Origin of the sequence: Microcoleus sp. B7-D4, assembly GCF_036705125.1 — a bacterium.
GTDB lineage: Bacteria > Cyanobacteriota > Cyanobacteriia > Cyanobacteriales > Microcoleaceae > Microcoleus.
Genome location: NZ_JAUBTT010000012.1, coordinates 71,272 through 90,421 on the forward strand (window position 1 = coordinate 71,272; position 19,150 = coordinate 90,421).

At 45.3% G+C, this 19,150-nt stretch carries 17 protein-coding genes; 8 read left to right on the forward strand and 9 right to left on the reverse strand.

The annotated features are described in order from the left end of the window. Positions 1-341: 341 nt before the first annotated feature. The 3 genes from QUB12_RS07195 to QUB12_RS07205 form a co-directional block, all read right to left on the reverse strand. Positions 342-1,709: an O-antigen ligase domain-containing protein gene (locus QUB12_RS07195; protein ID WP_333140850.1), complete on the reverse strand. Its 1,368-nt coding sequence runs from the start codon at positions 1,707-1,709 to the stop codon at positions 342-344. Between the two features lie 105 nt (positions 1,710-1,814). Next, positions 1,815-2,936 (reverse strand): glycosyltransferase family 4 protein, encoded by a 1,122-nt coding sequence (locus QUB12_RS07200; protein ID WP_333306159.1) that lies wholly within the window; start codon positions 2,934-2,936, stop codon positions 1,815-1,817. Between the two features lie 436 nt (positions 2,937-3,372). Beyond that, complete coding sequence (locus QUB12_RS07205; RefSeq protein ID WP_333140846.1) at positions 3,373-4,533, reverse strand: glycosyltransferase family 4 protein; 1,161 nt, start codon at positions 4,531-4,533, stop codon at positions 3,373-3,375. Between the two features lie 1,348 nt (positions 4,534-5,881). Here QUB12_RS07205 and QUB12_RS07210 point away from each other — a divergent pair. After that, positions 5,882-6,115: an ATP-binding protein gene (locus QUB12_RS07210; protein WP_333306161.1), complete on the forward strand. Its 234-nt coding sequence runs from the start codon at positions 5,882-5,884 to the stop codon at positions 6,113-6,115. Between the two features lie 28 nt (positions 6,116-6,143). On the opposite strand, the gene QUB12_RS07215 is transcribed toward QUB12_RS07210, so the two are convergent. The 3 genes from QUB12_RS07215 to QUB12_RS07225 form a co-directional block, all read right to left on the reverse strand. Continuing rightward, positions 6,144-6,824, reverse strand: coding sequence for a type II CAAX endopeptidase family protein (locus QUB12_RS07215; RefSeq protein ID WP_333306163.1), 681 nt, complete (start codon positions 6,822-6,824; stop codon positions 6,144-6,146). A gap of 280 nt (positions 6,825-7,104) precedes the next feature. Continuing rightward, complete coding sequence (locus QUB12_RS07220) at positions 7,105-7,650, reverse strand: hypothetical protein (RefSeq protein ID WP_333306165.1); 546 nt, start codon at positions 7,648-7,650, stop codon at positions 7,105-7,107. A 1-nt stretch (position 7,651) separates the two neighbouring features. Continuing rightward, positions 7,652-8,983: an AAA family ATPase gene (locus QUB12_RS07225; RefSeq protein WP_333306167.1), complete on the reverse strand. Its 1,332-nt coding sequence runs from the start codon at positions 8,981-8,983 to the stop codon at positions 7,652-7,654. Between the two features lie 74 nt (positions 8,984-9,057). Here QUB12_RS07225 and QUB12_RS07230 point away from each other — a divergent pair, with 74 nt between their 5' ends. Together QUB12_RS07230 and QUB12_RS07235 are read left to right on the forward strand one after the other, a co-directional pair. Continuing rightward, positions 9,058-10,647, forward strand: coding sequence for an Hsp70 family protein (locus QUB12_RS07230; protein WP_333306169.1), 1,590 nt, complete (start codon positions 9,058-9,060; stop codon positions 10,645-10,647). A 129-nt stretch (positions 10,648-10,776) separates the two neighbouring features. Next, positions 10,777-11,604: a YwqG family protein gene (locus QUB12_RS07235; protein WP_333306170.1), complete on the forward strand. Its 828-nt coding sequence runs from the start codon at positions 10,777-10,779 to the stop codon at positions 11,602-11,604. Positions 11,605-11,955: 351 nt separating this feature from the next. Here the strand turns inward: QUB12_RS07235 and QUB12_RS07240 are convergent, their stop codons facing one another. Together QUB12_RS07240 and QUB12_RS07245 are read right to left on the reverse strand one after the other, a co-directional pair. Beyond that, complete coding sequence (locus QUB12_RS07240) at positions 11,956-12,477, reverse strand: L,D-transpeptidase (RefSeq protein ID WP_333306172.1); 522 nt, start codon at positions 12,475-12,477, stop codon at positions 11,956-11,958. Positions 12,478-12,576: 99 nt separating this feature from the next. Continuing rightward, positions 12,577-13,215 (reverse strand): bifunctional 4-hydroxy-2-oxoglutarate aldolase/2-dehydro-3-deoxy-phosphogluconate aldolase, encoded by a 639-nt coding sequence (locus QUB12_RS07245; RefSeq protein WP_333306174.1) that lies wholly within the window; start codon positions 13,213-13,215, stop codon positions 12,577-12,579. Between the two features lie 244 nt (positions 13,216-13,459). Between QUB12_RS07245 and QUB12_RS07250 the strand changes: the two genes are divergently transcribed. Both QUB12_RS07250 and QUB12_RS07255 read left to right on the forward strand, forming a co-directional pair. Then, on the forward strand, positions 13,460-13,669 hold the full coding sequence (locus QUB12_RS07250; RefSeq protein WP_333306176.1) for a hypothetical protein: 210 nt from the start codon (positions 13,460-13,462) through the stop codon (positions 13,667-13,669). 56 nt (positions 13,670-13,725) lie between these two features. Further along, complete coding sequence (locus QUB12_RS07255) at positions 13,726-14,346, forward strand: hypothetical protein (protein ID WP_333306178.1); 621 nt, start codon at positions 13,726-13,728, stop codon at positions 14,344-14,346. 199 nt (positions 14,347-14,545) lie between these two features. Here QUB12_RS07255 and ftsH3 read toward each other — a convergent pair whose 3' ends face one another. Next, positions 14,546-16,384 carry an ATP-dependent zinc metalloprotease FtsH3 gene (ftsH3, locus tag QUB12_RS07260; RefSeq protein ID WP_333306180.1) on the reverse strand — a complete coding sequence of 613 codons (1,839 nt, stop codon included), beginning with the start codon at positions 16,382-16,384 and terminating at the stop codon, positions 14,546-14,548. 284 nt (positions 16,385-16,668) lie between these two features. On the opposite strand from ftsH3, the gene QUB12_RS07265 reads away from it, so the two are divergent. From QUB12_RS07265 to QUB12_RS07275, 3 genes are all read left to right on the forward strand, one after another. Next, on the forward strand, positions 16,669-17,052 hold the full coding sequence (locus QUB12_RS07265) for a hypothetical protein (RefSeq protein WP_333140832.1): 384 nt from the start codon (positions 16,669-16,671) through the stop codon (positions 17,050-17,052). A gap of 352 nt (positions 17,053-17,404) precedes the next feature. Further along, positions 17,405-17,860: a hypothetical protein gene (locus QUB12_RS07270; protein ID WP_190741236.1), complete on the forward strand. Its 456-nt coding sequence runs from the start codon at positions 17,405-17,407 to the stop codon at positions 17,858-17,860. Positions 17,861-17,876: 16 nt separating this feature from the next. Further along, positions 17,877-19,136, forward strand: a complete 1,260-nt coding sequence (locus tag QUB12_RS07275; RefSeq protein WP_333140829.1) for a class I SAM-dependent methyltransferase — start codon at positions 17,877-17,879, stop codon at positions 19,134-19,136. Positions 19,137-19,150 lie beyond the last annotated feature (14 nt).

Genomic DNA, 19,150 nt, shown 5'->3' on the forward strand with positions numbered 1-19,150 from the left:
TTTTCTCAGTATATCCTCCTAGACCCTACCTGTCTACTCAGGATTTTTAAAGATTATGTAAAGAATCAGCTCGTTTTAGAAAAAGTGTATAAAGCGAATTTTTAAGTTTACAACTCGCAACACAGTTTTAATAAAAAAGCCATCCCGTGCTCATACTTGTTGAAGCATGGCAACTGAATGTAAAAAAGAGTTTATGAGATTAAAATTTTAGCCTAGTGAGAAATATCTCGCAACTTCCGAACTTGATTTCATGCAAAAATGGTAGATTTTTTAGTTGTTGTCTCCACGGAAGGCAAGATAGTGTCAAGCTTGAAGTGAAGCGGCGATCGCATTCCTGAAAATCATCCTAATTTTTGCTGAACCAGCGACTGTCTTCTTGGTGGCGAACTGGTTTTCTTGGGCTTAAGACTTTCTGGAGCTTTTAAGACCAGACCCGATATTGCTCCAGCAATCAGCGCAAAAATCGGGTTAGTCATAGCGTTCAAAACACAGTCAAACACGTACATAGTTAAGGCTACTCCCAGGGCGGCAGCGGGCGCTACTTTGGGATTAGACCAGGTTCTGGCGGGATACTTCACGCAAAAGACGATAACAGGAAGTAACAATGAAGAAAATAAACTAACTAAACCGACTACACCGTGGACGCCAAATGCAATAATCCATAAGCTGTCGGTGACTGAGATATCTTGACCCCACTCGCTATACACACGGTTCCCGCCGGAATCGCCCCAGCCAAAAAGAAAGCTTTGCCGCGCTTTTTCCCCCAAAATCTCTTCCATGTCAAATCTAAACTTCAAAGAGCCGGCTCGTTCTTCGCCAAATATTTGAGTGATGAAGCCAATCACGTCTTTGCTAGAAAATTGACCCGATGCAGCTATGTACAGATAAAACACTATATATCCAATTATGAATAGTAGGGGCAAAGAGGTGCGAAACCACTTGGCAGAGAATAATACGATCAACGCGAATACAAATAAACTGTAGGCGCCAGTCGAACGGCACAGGAAAAAAGCGATAGTTAATATAATTGCTAAAGTCTTGATGTTACGCCCCATAAACTTTTTGAGCGTCCCTGTTTGCCAAAGCCAAACTGCAATTAAGGCGGCTGTCATCATCCACAGCCCCACCATCAAACCGTGCTGCATAAACACTACTGGTCTCCACCCCCCCAAACGCCTTGCTTGACCCCAGTCCTCAAAGGCATTGACGCCGTAAACCATTTGGTGCAGAGTTGGGCCCTTAACCCCTTCAATTAAAGTAAAAGGGATGTAGGCTAACCCACCTGCAAAAATCCCGATCGCCAATTGTCGCAGCCCGTCTAAACTACCCACATACAAGCGTCCTAAAAAATAAGGCAGACCCCAAGCAACGATTTGGTTGAGAGTCGGAGAAATCGGGCTGCCACCATTACTAAGTTGTGAAACGATTGGGCACAAACAGTAAATTACCATTGGCACGTCCAGCCAACCGGGCTTAAAAGAGGTGATGCGCGAAGTATCGTAGATAAGAGTCCCCAGCAAAATGCCGTAGCAAGCTGCGGAGATTTTGGTATACGCTGGCAATAGGGGGATGGGATAAGAAGCTTGCGGTAAAAACAGCCACGCTGCCACAAAACTTATAATTACCGCCCGCTGAGCCGGAAACCTCACAAACAGGTAAAAAACGACTGGAATAAAGCCGAACATAGCAACTGGGATTAATGCAACCATAGGTCTTTTTTGGCAGTAAAATTGTAGAAAGACAACTCAAATTGCCCGATAAAAATTGTCGCTTAAACGATCGCCCAACCCCAATCTTTTAAATCAACCTCAATTTTACGTCTTGTTCGTTAATTGTGCCTGACGTTCCAAAGCAGTGTATAGTGCCGCCTCGAAGAGATTAGTTGCATCCTCCCAAGAATAATTTATTACCGTCTCCAAAGCAGTCTCGGACATTGCGCGCCATTCGGCATCAGGCAAGTGACAAATCTGCTCGATCGCTTTTGCCATATCCTCTGGGTCTTCTGACTTGACAAGTATGCCACCCCCGCCAGCAAGTAGTTCCGGAGCCGCACCAGCCGGAGTGCCGATGACTGGAGTGCCACAAGCCATAGCTTCTAAAATTGGCAAGCCGAAGCCTTCGGAGCTGCTGGAAAACAGCCAAGCATCGCATTTGCTGTAAAATTCTTTTAGTTGGTCTTGAGTAGGTGCTTTATTATACTCAGTACCCGGGGGCAGAAAATTGGGAGGAGGAGTATCGCCGGAACCAAAGGCAACTAAACGAAGGTTAGGAATTTTTTCAGCAGCTATAGAGAAAGCTTTCAGGGCCAGAACGCAGCCTTTCCAAGGAGTTGTAGTATAGTACATCCCGACTGTGGGAACTAATTGCTTGCCTCGCGGCTGCTTCGCTCGCGACTGGGGGTCGTAAAACTGTTTGGTGTCCACCGTAGGAGGGACGAGAGATACAGACAAATCGCCGTATTCATTCCGAGCTATGTCGGCCAGCCACTGGGCCACAGCGATTTTGTGCATCGGCAGCCGCCAAGTTGCCTCTACTCGACCTTTTGGTATGTAGTCAAAAGCCTCGTAGTGTTGTAGAAAATATACTTTCGTTCCTTTGCTGGGAGAGAGTTTTGCCACCCACTCGGCAGTTTCCCACCAAGTAGCCATGACAATATCGGCATCAGGTACGTCCACATCGGTAATTGGGCGGTTGGTTTCGAGAACTCGACTTTCGACCTCCACTTTATCAAAGTGAGACTTTGGTGTCTTGGGAGGGGACTCCCAACCCCTACCCCTCAGCAACGAGCGCAATTGTTGGATCAAAGCCGGTTGCCACGGGGGTTGAGAGACGATAAATATTTTGTGTCCTCGCTTTTGCAGCAGTTCTGTGTAAATAGATAACACCCTCATGCCACCTGTAAGACTAAGGGTAGGAAGGACAAAAGTAATTTTCATGAGTAGATGCTGAAGATGGATACTGGTTAAAACTCCTCCATAACAGCAAGTTCGCACTTACCAGCCTCTTTTGGCTTTTCTGCAGGGTGCGGGTGTCTGCAGGAGGGATCGTCACTTGATAGTCAAGCCGATCTTACTTTGTCGTCAGGGACTTTTCCCAATTACAAATGGGCAGATGTTTGACGACAAGACAAGTTTAACCTGTAACGGAGCCAGCCTTAAAACCTCCGTTGCCCTCTGGTTCAGATTTTGGCATCAATATATAACCAGTATTCCCTCGTCGCTGCAGTCAGAATTCGTCTCTAGACTGCTGGGTAGAAAACAGGATATGGGCGATTTTAGTTTTGGCAGAAGCACCCCACCAAACGATATTGAGTTTCTGCTGAGAATCCCGCCCCACAGCGAGTGGCTAGCGCAGAATTTCAAATGGCTGCAGTTAGCAAACCGGAATTGGTGGGTTTGCCACTACTGGGTCGGCATAGGGAGAAAAGGAATCTATGTTAACCTCGCGCTGCTTAGATTTCTCTACAGCAACTTTCAATGCCGCTTCAAAATGAGCCGCGGCATCATCCCAAGTATAATTGTTCACCTTGGCATAGGCGGCTTCGGACATGGCTTGCCACTTGGAATTTGGCATCTGACAGATACGCTCTATGGCTTTTGCCATTTCTTCGGGATCTTCTGGTCTTACAAGTATGCCAGTACCGCCGCTCAAAATTTCAGGAGCAGCGCCTGCGGGGGTACTGATGACGGGAGTGCGGCACGCCATCGCTTCAATAATGGGCAAGCCAAAGCCTTCTGAGCGGCTCGCCAGCAGCCAAGCATCGCATTTGCTGTAATAGTCTTTGATTTTGTCTTGGTCGGGTTGAATTACATACTCAGCATTGGCCGGTAAGGGCAATTCCGAGGAGGGGGCCCCTGTACCGAAGGCAACCAAACGCAGGTTGGGGATCTTTTCTGCTGCTAGGGAAAAAGCTTTGAGGGCGATGTCGGTTCCTTTCCAGTAGATTGTAGAGTACATTATGCCAACTGTAGGAACCGATTGTTTGTTGCGAGGACAGGCGTAAAATTGCTTGGTGTCCACGGTAGGAGGAGCTAAGGAAACTTGGTCATCGCCATATTTAGTCCAAGCTAGGTTAACTAACCACTGAGAGATCGTAATTTTGTGCATGGGCAGCATCCAGGTTGCTTCTACTCTACCTTGAGGTAGATAGTCAAAAACTTCGTGGTGCTGGATAAAATAAGCTTTGGCTCCTTTGCTGGGAGAGAGTTTGGCTACCCACTCGGCGGTTTCCCACCAGGTTGCAACTACTACGTCAGCATCAGGTACATCTTTGTCTTCTACCGGGCGGTAGTGATCGGTAATTTTGTGTTCTACACCTAAGTTATCGAAAAATGAGGGTTCGTTTTCAGGTGGGGAAATCCAACCGCGTCCCCGCAGCAGCGACTTGACTTGCTGGCGCATACTCGGTTGGGGGTGGGGTAGAGAGATGACGAACACGGAGTGTCCTCGCTTTCTCAAACGTTCTGCGAAAATAGATATTACTCGTATTCCACCAGTCAGAGACAGAGTAGGAAGAACAAAGGTGATTTTCATTTTTAAGTCCCGCTGAAGACTCCGGCTCGCGTACGACGCTGCTACCAGCGCTGATTTTAGAGCCCTAAAGGAAAGAGGGGCGGGTGAATATTAATTACCGCTTTCCTGGTGTTTACATAGAATCTAACCGAGTGACTGTTCGCAACACCCCAATATCTATCTACCAAAACTTCGCTGTCATTGCAATGATAATAACGATGGATGCGATCACGGAACAGTTCCCATAGGGATAATTTGCAGGTAAGCGAAATTTCCTCCTGAAGATGGATACCTCATCAAATATGATCTTTTTTCGCGACAAACACCAAGCTAGACCACAGCATCTGTTAAAGATAACATCATTTACTATCCAACGGACAGGGATGTACGGGAAACCGAATATCAGCCAACTTTTAATGTGGGGATAAAGGTAGCATTAACAACAATACGCAGGATATTGACATCGCCTTTGGCCAAATTTTATACTGCATTCAAGAGGGAAATTCTTACCTTGAGAATGGTGATTTCCCCATCGATATAACACATCTAAATATCGATCGGTGGCTATGATTTTTTGGTAACTGTGGTGTCGGTATTGCTTGATACACTATCCTATTTTTTCAAGATTCAGAGATGGTGGTTTTCTCAGATACCTGCAGGGGCGCGATCGCCCGAATCAGCGTCGTGGACGCGCGAATGAGGGGAGAAACCCTGTTTTTCAAGCGATATCCCTCGCCCTCAGTTTTCGTATGTTCATGAAAAAACCTGGTTGATTCGTCCACTGTTTGAAAAAATAGGTTGCCCAATCGTGCTACAGAACATAGAGTTTCACCGATATAAATTTAATTAGCTGCCTGAGTTTTAAATTGGTTAATAAAAGGCGATCGCCTGAAAAATTTGCCACAAGAAACTGCCACTGCCGGGCAGAGTATATGTAGCGTTCCTGCCCAATTCCGGTCTAAGTAATTACCGTAACAAAACTTGAGCAGCAACTTATCAAATGACCCTATAAAGATCAAAGGAATACTCAAGGGGGATCGGCCTATATCGTGCAAACTTTGACTCCTAAGCAGTAGCAGCAGCTTCGTGATATGTATCAAACGATTTCGCCTACAAAAAATTGGATGTTATGAAAGCATAATTTTTCCTAAGTAGGCAATTCCAGATGACAATCGGTGTGATCTTGGGGGCCGGGCCGCCGATGCTTGTAGCGATATGTTGGCCTGTTTTCATGCAGCTAAAATTATGCGATCGCAAGCAAAACCGAACCTAGAATTAAAAGCAAATGCCTTAACCGCAGGCATCTTCCTGTGGGAAGATATGAACGTTCGATTATTGCACAGCATCAGTCAATAGCCGAGTTCGGATATTGACTGATGCTGAAGAATGGATTAGTTTTAAAGTCAGCGATACTGGAATTGGAATGAATACAGAGCAAATTGAGAGAGTATTTCAAGCTTTTAGGCAAGCGGACGAGTCTACTACTCGCCGATACGGCGGTACGGGTTTGGGATTGGCAATCGCCCAGAAATTCTGTCAGATGAGGGGGGGAGATATTAGTCGGGAGAACGAGTTGGGAAAAGTGTCAATTTTTACTGTATAATTGCCGACGATACTCGCTGAAAAAGCAGCTAGTTAAAGAGGATTTGCCAACCAATAATTGCCAAGGCCAAATCTGCGATCGCGTGGCTGATATAACTCGACCAAAGCGAACGGTAAGTCACATAAGAGTGCGACCAAATTATCCCGGCGGCGAAGACAGCTAAGGAACCTAAGAGAACAGCCGGCCAGTCGCTGTAAGCTGCTATTACAAAAATGTGGTGGAGGCTGAAAAATAGCGAACTCAGAAATATTGCTTTTGTGCCCGGTATGAGAATCTGGCACTTGTTGCAGACAAACCACCGCCAAGTAAATTCTTCAATCAGCGAGTTAACTAGCACAAAATATGCTTCTACAATCAAGTAAATAGTAGGGCTGCTAATACCTAATTGGTACGATTTTTCTTTAGCAACTACAGGATCGATCCAGTGCTGGCCAAAAAGGCTATAGATACCCAGAATTACCGCAAACATGAATATTCCCCAAATAGATCCATCCAGCAATTCTTGGCGCTTGGGCAGGGATAAACGCAGCTTTTTGCGATCGACAAAAACAGACCACGCGATCGGAAAAACTAGCAACCAAACTTGACAAAAGACTGACAGTGTTTGTCCCCAGCTTCCAGGGGCAATATACAAGGCTGCTATGATACCAATACTAGCCGCAGGTACAAGCAGTGTTAGAGCCAATAGTGCTGATTTGCGATCGCCCATATCCAGCATTTTTCACGCTTCATTTAAAAATAGGATTGAGATCAAACGAAAAAGCTTGGTGGCGCCCGACAGATTATACCATTTTCAAGAAACAATGCAACTGTAGGCCAGTGTTCCAAACCCTTATGCCGTCAGCCATTCCCAAGTGTTTAATCTAAAATTTAAAATGGTATGAGTTTTGTGCCGCTTATAAAAGTGGCGCTTATTTGTTGCAACTAAAAATTGGTAAAATGGCGATCGCACGGACGATCCTACTAACCCGGAATTACTCTAAATCTACTCAGTTGTCTGCTTTCTGAAATCCGAGCGATCGTTCTATTTCAGGTTGAGCACCATTTTGCAGCCAATCAAGGGGTTTTTCTGCTATTTGGGCTGGATTTACCCATATAATATCTTTAAGCGGATCAATATCTACTGCTACTTTAGCAAAACTTTGTCTCACTTTGTTATCAAGTGAAATTACTGTGCGATCGGTAGCGATCGCAGCTTCCACCAACCGCAAATCTTTAACCATTACTTCCCGCTCTTTATCGCTCTCGGCTATTGCTTCTACTAGACACCACAAATCATTATCTACCGCGATATCGCAGGGACATAATTTCTTCTTGGCCACCATCCGGCGCAGCCATATACGAGCAGATTTTGATTGATGTTTGTTCCACTCATCTCTAATATCTGGAGTCATCACAACTCGGTGAGAAAGATCCAAGACAGCTTCGAGAAAATCCCGACAGTAAACCGATATGGGATAGGTTGCATCTTCTCCACCAGCAGCACGCGCAACAGAAGCATCTATTACCAGGCGTTTAGAAACTTTATCTGCCATGTTAACGCTTCCACAAAACAGCTTCTGCTGCATCCAAATAGCGGTTTTCTAGATGCAAAGAAACATCGCCCAAATCTTCAGGCCAATCTCCAAAAGCTCCCGTCTCGTCTAAATCGGCACTGCTGACTTCTGTAACACCATCGTCGCGCAGTTTAAACCAGTGAAGTTTTACTAAATCCGGTAATATTTTACCCTCGGCAACTAACGATTGAACTGCTAAAAGCAGCAATTCGCTGTGAGTTTCTATAACTACTCGCACACCTCGATTTGCAGCATCAACTAATATCTCTGCTAAAGCAGCTTGAGCGCGAGGATGCAAGTGAATTTCCGGCTGTTCTAGGTAAACTAATTGTCCTGGTTCTGCTACAAGCAAGGCAACTAAAATAGGCAAAGTTTGCGATACCCCAAAGCCAACATCAGCAATACTAACCGTATCGCTTGCACTCCCGCTGCGGGAGAAACGACCTACCAGCAGTTCAAATTGTACGTCATTAATCTGTCTGGCTTCAACTTTCCAATTGAGTCTCAGGAGCTCTAAGGCTTGACCCAATTTTATCAGTCTATCGTCCCACGTTTCTTGCCAGGAATTAACTATACTAGCAACATAATTTTCAAAAATCCCAGTAAATTCACTGCCAAATGCTGCGATATTGTAGGTGCGTTCTGGATTGCCTCTCGATCCGGGAACATGAATTATCTGGCGAATATGTTTTTGAAAGTTTATTGCCAAATGGGACGAATCCAACTGACTTTCGCCAAGTCGCAAGTCGAGAAAACCTCGCACATTACTCACCCTCCATAGTGGCGGTTCTTCCTCAATATTATCTAATAAGGTATAGTAATTTTCCGCCAAGTATTCGGGAAGAAGCTCAATCACTTCTTGATCTCGCATTCCCGGATAAATAGTAATAATTTTATCGCTATCAGGAAAACAGTAAATTGCCTTGACAATTCTAATACCAGGTTTTGGCTGCTTGCTGAAAACGCTTTTCAAAAAATTATCTCTCTCTAGATTAACCCTGACGTAAAACTCATCCTTGTAGTTTTCAGGTGACAGTTTAGACAATATCTGTTCTGCTGATGTAAATTTAACATTAGGCCCGTCAAGTTTCAAACCACCGGGGTCGTAAGGGGCTTCTAGCGTTTGCTTCATCAGCAATAGTGGCTGCATGATGCTAGACTTACCAGAACTGTTGGCACCGGCTAGAATTGTCAGCGATCGCACTTCAATCTGGCACTCTTCGTAAATAGACTTGTAGCCGCATACTGCAATTTCAGTAATTCCCTGTACAGGCTCTTCGTTCTCGGTTTCAAAGAAAGTGGATTGAGTCATGATATTATGGTTGTATTTGCGGCTATAAATACCATAATATAATCTAATCCCTAGTAGCTGTGTATTTTGGCTGAATGACGATCGCAATTGATTTTGGAACTAGCAACACCGTCGTCGCTCGCTGGAATCAAGTCCTCCAGCAGCCCGAAACTTTGAAATTACCGGGATTGTCGGCAATCTCGGCTCAAAATCCGCCCCTAATTCCCAGTTTACTCTACGTTGAGGACGCTGCTCAAAGTAAAGTCATACTCGGTCAGCAAGTCCGCGACAAAGGCAGGGATTTGAGTGGAGATTCTCGGTTTTTTCGCAATTTTAAGCGGGGAATTGGCACTTCTGTTCAGGGTTTCGTACCGGAACTTGACGGGAAACTTATTACTTTTGAACGAGTAGGCGAGTGGTATTTGAGCCAAATTGTGAACTCAATTCGCGAACTGCCTTTGCCGATCGACTCTTTGATTTTTACAGTGCCTGTAGATAGTTTTGAAGCTTACCGCCATTGGTTGGGCAAAGTGTCTCAATCTCTGCAAGTAGAACAGGTGCGGATGTTGGACGAACCTACGGCGGCTGCTTTGGGTTACGGTTTGGCCGATCGCGAAAATCTGTTAGTCATTGATTTCGGCGGCGGAACTCTCGATCTTTCTTTGGTGCGTTTGGACGCTTCCTCCAACAAAAAGCCCCTCGGTTTTATTCTTAAGTGGGGCGAAAAGCTATTAGCTGAATCTTCAGCGCAAAAAACAAAAGTTGCCCGGGTTTTGGCTAAAGCCGGACAAAATTTAGGCGGTTCTGATATTGATAATTGGCTAGTTGACTATTTTGTGCAAACAAAAGGGCTGACAAAATCTCCGATTACAACGAGATTGGCAGAACGGTTAAAAATTCAGTTGTCTTTGCTGAATCAGGCAGTTGAGGTTTATTTTGATGATGAAAATTTTGAGAGTTACGAATTAGAATTAGACCGAAATCGTTTTGAATCTATCCTCGCTGAACATCAGTTTTTTGACAAACTAGACGACTGCATGAATCAAGTATTGCAGCAAGCGCGGCGCCAAGGCTTAGAAATTGGCGACATCGACGCAGTTTTGCTAGTTGGCGGTACTGTGCAAATCCCCGCTGTCGGGCGTTGGGTGCAGCAATATTTCGAGCCGGCAAAAATTCGCTGCGACAAACCCTTTGAGGCGATCGCCCAAGGTGCTCTGCAACTGAGTCAAGGCATAGAAATCAAAGATTTTCTCTATCACAGTTACGGCATTCGCTACTGGAACCGCCGCGACAATTGCCACAGTTGGCACAGTTTAATTAAATCCGGCCAGTCTTATCCGATGAGCGAACCGGTAGAATTAGTCTTGGGGGCTTCTTTAGAAAGTCAGCCAAGTATAGAATTAATTATCGGCGAATTGGGAGCGGAAACTGGTGGCACGGAGATATATTTTGACGGCGACAGGCTAATTACTCGCCAACTCGCGGGCCAAACATCGGTACAGCCCCTAAATGATAAAGAAGGAGCCCGCAGCATCGCGCAATTGACGCCGCCTGGGTATCCGGGGAGCGATCGCATAAAAGTTTTGTTCCGCGTTGACGAACAGCGCTTTTTGCGAATTACCGTGGAAGATTTGCTGACAAATGAAACTTTGTTAGAGGATAAACCAGTGGTGCAGCTAAGTTAAGCATTCCTGAACGCATAGGAGCTCAGAAACCGGGTTTTTTACGAAAATCCTTCGTTGCAGCCCGCCGATTAAGTGAAAAACCCGGTTTCTTTGATGGAGTGTGTCCAAGACTAAAATTGTTAAAAGCAGATGAACTACAAACTAGAATTTCCACTCTCTCCCGAACTAGAAAAGTATCGCGACAGAATCGAAGCTACCATTAAACCTTACATCGAAATTCAAACCCAGAATAATGATGACGTTAATTGGTGGCAGAGTAAATTTGGGGGATTTCCTTATTTACCTAAAGGCTTTGAATATCCTAAAACTGCTGACGGTAAATATTTATTCTTCCTAGCACAAATCAACTTTTCTGAAATACCGCCTTTAGATGGTTTTCCCGATCGGGGGATTTTGCAGTTTTATATAGCCGACGATGAACCATATGGTTTAGAATTCGGCAATTCCGCCGATGTAGATAATCCCACAGTCGAAGACAGATTCAAAATAATGTATTTTCCTCAGCCAGACTTCAAAGTTGAAAACATCATTACCAATTATGATTTTTTGCCGGAACCCGAACTTTTTCCTATCTCAGGCTGTTGCAGCTTACAATTTACTAAAAAATATGCGCCGATTAGTACCAGTGATTACCAATGTACCGAAATTTTAGGCTCGGAAATTGATGAGTTATTTATGAATCAGGAAATAGAGGATGAATACCTAAAAATATCGTCTTTTTGTGGTCATAAAATAGGTGGTTATCCTGATTTTGTACAAAATGATGTTAGAGAATATAGCAGTAAATGCGATCGGGAACATAAGTCAGATATTCTTCTATTCCAAATGGATACCGATTGCAATGAGACAGTAGATATCATGTGGGGAGACGGTGGTATCGGTAACTTTTTTATTGATGAATCAGCACTAAGAGAATTAGATTTTAGTAAAGTTTTATACAATTGGGATTGTGGTTAATACCAATTATCTAAAGTCTTGCAACAATGATGAGTGTGGGTTTGTTTACGCTCACCCGCTCGTGTAAGGTGCGTCGCTCAAAGATTGTGGATATTCTTTAAGATTTAAGGGTGGCGACGCACCCTACAGATACTGTTGCATGAGTTTTGAGAATTAGTATAAAAACAGCAGTAAAGTCAGCAAGCTAAAAAAAACCAGAACTGATGAACTCCGATCGAAGAAACCGGGTTTTTGACGGAATCTACGGCTGTAACCCAGTATTTCGCAAAAAAACCCGGTTTCTGACCACCGGTGCATTAGTTCTAATAATGTTCGACTATGCCCCATGCCCGATGCCCGATGCCCCATGCCCTAAACCTGAGATTTGTGCACCACCACGGGTGTTCCCACCGAGGCCCATTCAAATAGCCATTTAGCGTGATTGACAGCTACATTTGTGCAGCCGTGAGTAACGGGATTGCCAAACAAATTGTGCCAGTAAGCGCCGTGAATTGCCATGCCTCCGTCGTAATACATTGTATAGGGAACGTCGGGCACGTCGTAGTCATCCCCTGTCATTCTAGTAACGCGGTGTTTGGTTTGAACGGCAAAGGTTCCCGTGCGAGTGGGAGTCGATGATTTGCCGCTGGAAATAATCACCGCGTAAACGGGTGTATTTCCTTCCCAAGCTATTAACCTTTGTCTTGACAAATCTATTTCAATCCAGCGTTCGCTGGATTGCTGCAACAGCATAATTTTATTGGCAATTGTGTTGTGCTGTTCGCTGGCAAATGCGGTCATTGAACCGCCGCAGAATGTAGCAAAAGTGAGGGCGCAGCCGGCACAGAAAGTTCCAGCGCGGCGGAAGTAAGTTGAGTTAATAATCCTGTTCATTCCTCACACCTCGTACTATTTTAGATTTTAGATTTAGATTTTAGATTTGCTGGTACTATTTTAGATTGTAGATTTGAAATGTTGGATTGGAAACAGGGCTTAACAAGTTGTTAAATTTTGGGCGAGATTCCGGGCAATTTGGACGATCGCCCGCCAATCGCTATTTTCCACTAAGTGTTTAGGAAATAAGTCTCCGGCTAAACCCACGGCGATCGCCCCGGCGTCAATAAATACTTTCGCATTTTCCAGCGTCACCCCGCCAGTGGGAATTAAAGGAATGTTTCCCAGGGGGCCTTGCAGGCTTTTCAGGTAAGCCGCGCCTCCCAAAGCCGATATCGGAAACACTTTAACGCAGGTAGCGCCTGCTTGCCACGCGGTTACAATTTCCGTGGGAGAAAAAGCACCGGGGACGATCGGCACTCCGGCGTCAACTGCTGTTTTAATCATAGCTAAATCGGTGTGCGGAGTAAACAGAAATTGAGCGCCGCAGTCGATCGCTTGCTGCAACTCTTCTAAGTTTAATAAAGTACCGGTGCCAATACTAAAAGTAGGGAATTCGGAGCGGAGTTCGGCAATTAATTCAGCAGCTTTGTGAGTATTCCACGTAATTTCAATAAACTGGATTCCTCCTGCTGCTACCGATGATGCCATCTGCCGAGCGAGTTCTTTTTCGGAGGAACGGATAACTGCGATCGCGCGGTGTTTTTTTAGTTGTGTCAACCAAGATTGATGATTCATACAATTTTAGATTTTAGATTTTAGATTTTAGAATTCGGCGTGCTCAGTCGAAGGATTTTAAATTGGGCATATCCCAAATTTGAAACTCATATCATTCTGACTCGCCTCTAATTTTAATACAGGTTGCTAACTTCGATATATGGGCAATTACAATATGTGCGACGTTCAATTTTTAACGGACAATCTAGGCAACAAAACCGCTGCAATTGTTGACCTCAAAAACTACAGAGATTTTTGAGCTGACGTGCTGGCTGAATGCGGCGAACCGATCGACTTTCAGTTTTTAGTTGAGTCTCAAGACTCAAAAGTCGCGGTGCTGCTTGACTTCCAGAAGCACGGCGAACTTTGGGAAGATGTTTATGATGCGATCGTGACCGAGGGGCTAGAAGATGAACCGGGCATCCCTTGGGAGGAATTTACACGTTGCTGCTCTATACAAAAAAATGTAAACTAATATAGTAGTGTCTGCTGTGGATCCAGCCTCCTGCGGCAAATTTTCTGGGAGACTTTATGAATAATTATGATGCAGCTACTCCTCTCAAGTCCCACGGAGTTAGTCGATTATTAATGCAGTTCGCTTGGGCTAACGTCTCGTTAAACATCGTTTCCCTGCTTTTAACTTCGGTGAAAGCAATTGCACCAACGATTGAGGCGTCGCTTCAAGGTTTGCAGCAGATTTTGTTGATTGTTACAATTCTTGTCGCCTTGATTTTGTTCGTGCTTTTTCTAGTCTGGCTATATCGCTTGCACGTCGATCTCAAGGTTCTTTTCAATGATTATCCTATCACCCCAGGAGGAGCGATGGCAAGATTTCTCATACCGATATACAGTATATGGGGAATTTGGAATGCACTCTCAACATTTGCCAACAGATTTAATCAGGAAGGGGGAGAATTAGCAAAGTTTGCCGAGTATATAAATCCCCTGATCGGAGGGTTCTATGCTTTAACTATTGCCTCAAATATGTTGAACCGCGAATTTTCAAGAATGCAGACACAGAGTCCAGAAATAGAGCCTTTATGGTTGTTCTTGCTTAATGATGTAGTAGGCCTGGGTTTGTCGGTCATGTTATTGCTAATGGTAAAAAGTATGAGCAGTGCGGTTGTTGCCAAAGCTCGCCAGCCAAAATAAGGCATGACAATCAAGGTTTAGTCGCTAGGGGTTGGTAGTGGTAGGGTGCGTCGCTATGGGATAACTGCAACAGGGCGAGAACTGTCGCAGCGACGCACCCTACTATAAAAAATCGGGGCGATTCCAGACAATCCCGGAATCACCCCAATTACCGATTTCAAACTTTAGATTCAATCCAAAATTTCAAATCAAAAATCAATTAGGCGATCGTCGCCATTTTCACATCGCTATTAGCTAACAAATTTTGCAATTCATCCGCATCCACAGTTTCCTTTTCAACTAGCATATCTGCCAAAGCATTAAGGACATGGCGGTTGCCAACGAGTACATCTTTAGCGCGACGGTAAGCTTGTTCTACCAACAAACGCACTTCATCGTCGATCGTGGCTGCGGTTTCTTCCGAGAAATCCCGTTCAGCCATGATATCGCGACCCATGAACATATTGCCTTGTTGGCGACCGAGAGCTACAGGGCCTAGCCGATCGCTCATTCCGAAGCGAGTCACCATTTGCCGCGCTACTCTTGCTACTTCCTGCAAGTCGCTCGACGCCCCAGTCGTCACCTCTTCCTCGCCGAAGACAATCTCCTCAGCAATGCGGCCGCCCAAAGCTACCGCCATTTTATTTTGCAAGTAAGAGCGAGAATACAAGCCAGAATCCATCCGATCTTCGCTTGGTGTGAACCAAGTCAAACCGCCAGCGCGGCCGCGGGGGATAATGCTAATTTTCTGCACGGGGTCATAATCGGGCATCAGCGCGCCGACTAAAGCGTGACCGGCTTCGTGGTAAGCTACCAAAGTTTTGCGCTTTTCGCTCATCACGCGGTCTTTCTTTTCCGGGCCTGCGAGCACGCGGTCGATCGCGTCGTTGACTTCATCCATCGAGACTTCGGTCAAGTTGCGACGGGCGGCTAAAATTGCTGCTTCGTTGAGTAGGTTGGACAAATCCGCACCGGTGAAACCGGGTGTCCGGCGGGCGATTTTTTCCAAGTCCACGTCTTTTGACAAAGTTTTGCCGCGGGCGTGAACGTTGAGAATTTCTAGGCGGCCTCCGAAGTCGGGGCGATCCACTACAACTTGGCGATCGAAGCGACCCGGACGCAGCAGCGCCGCATCGAGCACGTCGGGGCGGTTTGTGGCAGCAATCAAAATGATGCCTGTATTGCCCTCAAAGCCGTCCATTTCTGTCAGCAACTGGTTCAGGGTTTGTTCCCGTTCGTCGTTACCACCGCCCAAACCAGCGCCCCGCTGGCGACCTACGGCGTCAATTTCATCGATAAATACAATACAAGGAGCGTTCGATTTAGCTTGTTCAAACAAGTCGCGGACGCGGGAAGCACCGACACCCACGAACATTTCCACAAATTCTGAGCCGGAAATCGAGAAGAAGGGAACGCCGGCTTCTCCAGCGACTGCTTTTGCGAGCAGGGTTTTGCCTGTTCCGGGAGGGCCCACCAGCAGTACGCCTTTGGGGATTTTTGCTCCGACTGCGGTGAAGCGGTCTGCATTTTTCAGGAAGTCCACGACTTCTGCGAGCTCTAGCTTGGCTTGTTCGATGCCGGCCACGTCGCCGAAAGTCACCTGAGTTTGTGGCTCCATTTGGACTCTGGCTTTGGATTTGCCGAAGTTCATGGCTTGGTTGCCGGGCCCGTTTTGCGCGCGTCGCACCAGGAAAAACAGTCCGACCAAAAGCAGAATCGGGAAGAACAGGCTGCTGAGGGCTTTTACCCAGAAGCCTTCGTCGCTTTGGGGCAGAACTGAAATATCTACGTTATTTTTGGTCAGGATGTTGATCAGTTCGGGGTCGTTGGGCAGGTTAACGAGTACCTTGTTGCCGTCCTGGGCTGTGACCAGGGCTTTGCTGCGATCGGAACTGATATTTATTTTGTCTACTCTCTTGCCTTCGACTTCCTGAATGAATTGACTGTACTTCCAAACTTCGCGGCTTGGGGGCTGTTTGTCAAAAAAAGCCGTTGCTAAGGCAATGACTACAATAGCCAGCAGTGCGTACAGGCCAGCGTTTCTCCACCGTTTATTCACCGAGGTCGATCCTCCTAATTTTTAGTCCCTGTGATTTGGGAATTTTTATTTATGTTCATCAATCTTAACGTAATTGTAACTTGTTTTTGTGGGGTGAGGAATCCCGGCCCTGCTGTGGCGGTCTCAGGTCGCGGGAACGGAACTTCTCATCTGCCCGCGAGTAAGCCATCAGTTACAATATTAAATGATTTTTGTCAAGAGTTGGCGCCCCCCAGCCCACAAGGTTTTCGGCGATCGGCGGGCGATTTTCAGTTAATCTAGTAGAAACCAAGAAGTGAGCAGCGATGGGAATTACCTACACTACCTTAAAAATTAGAAATTTTTTGACTGACAGCGAGATAGTGGATCAGGAGGCAAAAGTAGATACAGGAGCGACGATGCTAGTTTTGCCCGAATCAACTGCTGCACAGTTTAACTTCCCTAAGATTAGGAAGCAGATAGTTAAGTATGCTAACGAGCAGACGGCCCAAAGAGATATTGTTGGTGGGGTTGAAGTCGAAGTGTGCGGTAGGAAAGGTTGGTTTGAAGCAATCGTCTCACCTGGGAAAAAGTATGCTTTACTCGGTGCTATTGTGATGGAGACGCTCGATTTGATTGTCGAGCCCAGAGGGTTGCAAATATATCCAAATCCGCGCTCTCCGAATATGCCTATGGCTGAGATAGAGTAGAGCGTTGAATTTGTCAATGGAACGAGAGAGAGTGATGTTAAAGCTGCTCGCTTGCGATCGGATGTCTCAATCCTCAGCGTTTTCTATGTAAAATAATCCTGTGTGCGTGCAAAAACGTTGTATAAAATAGTAGGGACTATTCTGGGAACAACCAAAATGGGTGTTCGTCTGTTAGCAAACGATCTATATTAGTAGCTTGGCGGTAACAACTACGATAAAATCTTTAGTGTATGACTGAGCGCTAAGGCAGGAGCGAGGGTTACAGCGTGATGTGCGGAAACTTCCTTTAGAAAAAACGAGCTATCGCCAAACATCCTCAGTTAGATTCTTTTAAACCAATCACATTTGACCTATGGCAGAAACACTTGGCTCTCTCTGCGACAAATTGACAATTGTTAAATTGAAACAGTGGCATTCCGAAGACGAAATCAGACTCAAGAGCCTTGCTGTTCAAGAAAAACAGCTTCAGCAGGAAATGAACGAATTTATTAGCGCTGCTATATCGGGTCAAATTCCGATCGCTCGCCTGACTTTCGCATCAAATAAAGTTTATAAAAAAGAAGGCAATTATGTGCCTGATGTCCTTGGCAGCATAGGCGAAATCTTCTCGCAGCTCGCCCACGTTAACTGCAACTTGTGGCACGAACAAGAAAAAGTCTATGAGTTTGAAAAAGTGGCAGCCTCAGAAAAAGATCGAGTTGTCAAACAGCTAGCGATATTGAACTTAGAACGGAATAAGTGTATAGATGGAATAGATGGAAATTTCAAAGCACTGGTAGAAAAGCTAGGCTCTCAAAAAAATAACTAATTTTAGAGGTAAAACAATGCACTTAGGTCATCGTAAAACTTGTCGGGTATGCGGTTCTTCAGCCCTCACCCCAGTCATTAATTTAGGCGAACAGTATTTGCAAGGTTCCTTTGTCAAGCCAGGGAAAGAAGAACCACCCCTGAGAAAAATTTCCCTTTCTCTAGTGCGTTGCGATCCCACCAAAGATGAGAGAGCCTGCGGTTTATTACAGATGGAACATACGGTTCCGCCGGAAGTTTTATATTCTGCCTACTGGTATCGTTCCGGCACGAACGCAACCATGCGAAATCACTTGCAGGGAATTACTGAAGAAGCAGCATCCCTGATTGGCAAAAGCAATGCTCGTGTTTTAGATATTGGCTGTAATGACGGCACTTTACTAAAGTGCTATCCGCAAAACTTCATCAAATTTGGTGTCGATCCGTCAGACGTAGCTCAAGAAATAACCGGAGACATTACTGCAATTCAAGACATTTTTCCTTCCGAAGAACTCACCAAGGTTTTACAAGGCGAAAAATTTGACATTATTACGTCAATCGCCATGTTTTATGACCTGGAAGATCCGGTAAGCTTCTGCAAAGAAATCAAAAAAGCGCTTGCTCCTGGGGGTTTGTGGGTCTTTGAGATGTCTTATATGCCATCCATGCTCAAGATGAATTCTTACGACACAATTTGTCACGAGCATTTGGAATATTACAGTTTAGCAGTGCTGGAATATATACTGAAACAAGCTGACTTGAAAATAGTAGATGCCGTACTTAACGACATCAACGGCGGTAGCATTCGCTGTTATGCAACGCATCTTGACAACTTTGCCTTCAAAAAACAAGAAGCTGTGACGCGCATCAAGCTATTACGTCAGGCCGAATTTGACATGGAGCTGGATACCGACAAACCCTACAAAAATTTTCAAGACAGGATCAACGTGCATAAAGAGCAGTTAGTTTCGCTGCTAAAAATGTTGAAAAAAGAAGGTAAGAGCATTCACATTTACGGTGCATCGACTAAAGGCAATACAATTTTGCAGTGGTGCGGAATCGACAATCGCATTATAGATGTAGCGGCGGAGAGAAACCCAGATAAATACGGCGCCTATACGCTCGGTACTGACATTCCGATTGTCAGCGAAGCGGATTCAAGGGCAATGAAGCCGGATTATTATTTAGTCTTGCCGTGGCATTTTAAGGAAGAATTTCTCAAGCGCGAGGAAGAAATACTGCAAAGGGGTGTTGGTCTAATCTTCCCTTTGCCTAACGTGGAAATTATCAAATACTAAGTCAAGAAACAAGA

What these genes read in the sequence shown, in the direction of transcription:
- QUB12_RS07195 (WP_333140850.1), bottom strand. Translation starts at nt 1,709, where the DNA reads ATGGTTGCATTAATCCCAGTTGCTATGTTCGGCTTTATTCCAGTCGTT.
- QUB12_RS07200 (WP_333306159.1), bottom strand. Translation starts at nt 2,936, where the DNA reads ATGAAAATTACTTTTGTCCTTCCTACCCTTAGTCTTACAGGTGGCATG.
- QUB12_RS07205 (WP_333140846.1), bottom strand. Translation starts at nt 4,533, where the DNA reads ATGAAAATCACCTTTGTTCTTCCTACTCTGTCTCTGACTGGTGGAATA.
- QUB12_RS07215 (WP_333306163.1), bottom strand. Translation starts at nt 6,824, where the DNA reads ATGGGCGATCGCAAATCAGCACTATTGGCTCTAACACTGCTTGTACCT.
- QUB12_RS07220 (WP_333306165.1), bottom strand. Translation starts at nt 7,650, where the DNA reads ATGGCAGATAAAGTTTCTAAACGCCTGGTAATAGATGCTTCTGTTGCG.
- QUB12_RS07225 (WP_333306167.1), bottom strand. Translation starts at nt 8,983, where the DNA reads ATGACTCAATCCACTTTCTTTGAAACCGAGAACGAAGAGCCTGTACAG.
- QUB12_RS07230 (WP_333306169.1), top strand. Translation starts at nt 9,058, where the DNA reads ATGACGATCGCAATTGATTTTGGAACTAGCAACACCGTCGTCGCTCGC.
- QUB12_RS07235 (WP_333306170.1), top strand. Translation starts at nt 10,777, where the DNA reads ATGAACTACAAACTAGAATTTCCACTCTCTCCCGAACTAGAAAAGTAT.
- QUB12_RS07240 (WP_333306172.1), bottom strand. Translation starts at nt 12,477, where the DNA reads ATGAACAGGATTATTAACTCAACTTACTTCCGCCGCGCTGGAACTTTC.
- QUB12_RS07245 (WP_333306174.1), bottom strand. Translation starts at nt 13,215, where the DNA reads ATGAATCATCAATCTTGGTTGACACAACTAAAAAAACACCGCGCGATC.
- QUB12_RS07255 (WP_333306178.1), top strand. Translation starts at nt 13,726, where the DNA reads ATGAATAATTATGATGCAGCTACTCCTCTCAAGTCCCACGGAGTTAGT.
- QUB12_RS07265 (WP_333140832.1), top strand. Translation starts at nt 16,669, where the DNA reads ATGGGAATTACCTACACTACCTTAAAAATTAGAAATTTTTTGACTGAC.
- QUB12_RS07270 (WP_190741236.1), top strand. Translation starts at nt 17,405, where the DNA reads ATGGCAGAAACACTTGGCTCTCTCTGCGACAAATTGACAATTGTTAAA.
- QUB12_RS07275 (WP_333140829.1), top strand. Translation starts at nt 17,877, where the DNA reads ATGCACTTAGGTCATCGTAAAACTTGTCGGGTATGCGGTTCTTCAGCC.